Origin of the sequence: Halorubrum sp. AD140 (assembly GCF_034497445.1) — an archaeon.
Classification (GTDB): Archaea; Halobacteriota; Halobacteria; order Halobacteriales; family Haloferacaceae; genus Halorubrum.
The window spans coordinates 1-1,353 of the sequence record NZ_JAXRUU010000209.1 but is presented as its reverse complement, the minus strand read 5'-3'; the positions used below and the strand labels follow the sequence as shown (position 1 = coordinate 1,353).

Below are 1,353 nucleotides of genomic sequence, written 5' to 3'. Positions count from 1 at the left end.
ACGGCGCCTTCTCCGGCGAGCACGGCGACGGGCTCGCGCGCACCGAGTTCAACCCGAAGATGTACGGCGAGGGACTCTGGGGGGCCTTTCAAGAGCTGAAGTCCGCGTTCGACCCCGAGTGGCGCATGAACCCCGGGAAGGTGGTCTACGTCGACGGCGAGACCGCCGCCGAGCGGGGGTATCCGGAGGCCGCCGCCGACACCGACATGCGCGAGAACCTCCGGTACGGGCCGACGTATCAGTCGGTCGAGCCGCAGACGGCGCTGGACTTCTCCGACGAGGGCGGCTTCTCCGAACTCGTCGAGCTGTGCAACGGCTGCGGCACCTGCCGCGAGACCGACTCCGGGACGATGTGTCCGACCTACCGGGCCTCCGGCGAGGAGATCCAGACGACCCGCGGCCGGGCGAACATGCTCCGGGCCGCCATCAGCGGCGAGCTCGACGACGAGGCGATCCACTCCGAGCGGTTCCAGGCGGAGGTGTTGGACCTCTGTGTCGGCTGTAAGGGGTGTCAGAGCGACTGCCCCACCGGCGTCGACCTCGCGAAGCTGAAGGCGGAGGTGAAACACGACCACCACGAGCGGGAGGGGGCGGGGATACGCGAGCGGCTCTTCCGCGACGTCGACCGGCTCTCGGCGCTCGGGAGCCGGCTCGCGCCGCTGTCGAACGCGGCGGCGAAGGTCCCCGGCGCCCGGGCGGCGATGGACGCGCTCGCCGGGATCGCCCCCGAGCGCGCGCTGCCGACCTTCCGCTCCGAGAGCTTCGAGGAGTGGTTCGCGGCCCGCGGCGGCCCAGCTGTCGACCCGGGCGACGCGGTCGACACGGTCGCGCTGTTTCCCGACACGTACACCAACTACAGCTATCCGGCGGCCGGGAAGGCGGCGGTCCGCGTCTTGGAGGCCGCGGACGTCCGCGTCGAGGTCCCCGACGACCTCGCGCCCTCCGGCCGCGCCGCCTTCTCGACGGGGTTCCTCGACGCGGCCCGAGAGCGGGCGGCAGAGAACGTCGCGGCGCTCGCACCTCGCGTGCGCGAGGGGCAGTCGGTCCTCTTCGTCGAGCCCTCCGACGCGGTGATGTTCCAGGACGAGTACCTCGACCTCCTCGACGGCGAGGACGTCGAGGCGGTGTCGGCGGCCGCGGCGGGCGTCTGCGAGTACCTCGACGCCGGTCAGGTCGACGAGCGGCTCCCGTTCGACGCGCCGGCGGAGACGCTCACCTACCACGGCCACTGCAACCAGAAGGCGACGAACAAGGACCACCACGCGGTCGGCGTCCTCCGGCGCGCGGGCTACGGCGTCGACCCGCTCGATTCCTCCTGTTGCGGCATGGCGGGCTCGTTCGGCTACGAGAGCG

At 72.0% G+C, this 1,353-nt stretch carries 1 protein-coding gene; it reads left to right on the top strand.

Going from position 1 to position 1,353, the window contains the following annotated elements; all coding sequences use genetic code 11:
* On the top strand, positions 1-1,353 hold a 1,353-nt coding region (locus U4E84_RS17505; protein WP_322533367.1), incomplete at both ends, for an FAD-linked oxidase C-terminal domain-containing protein.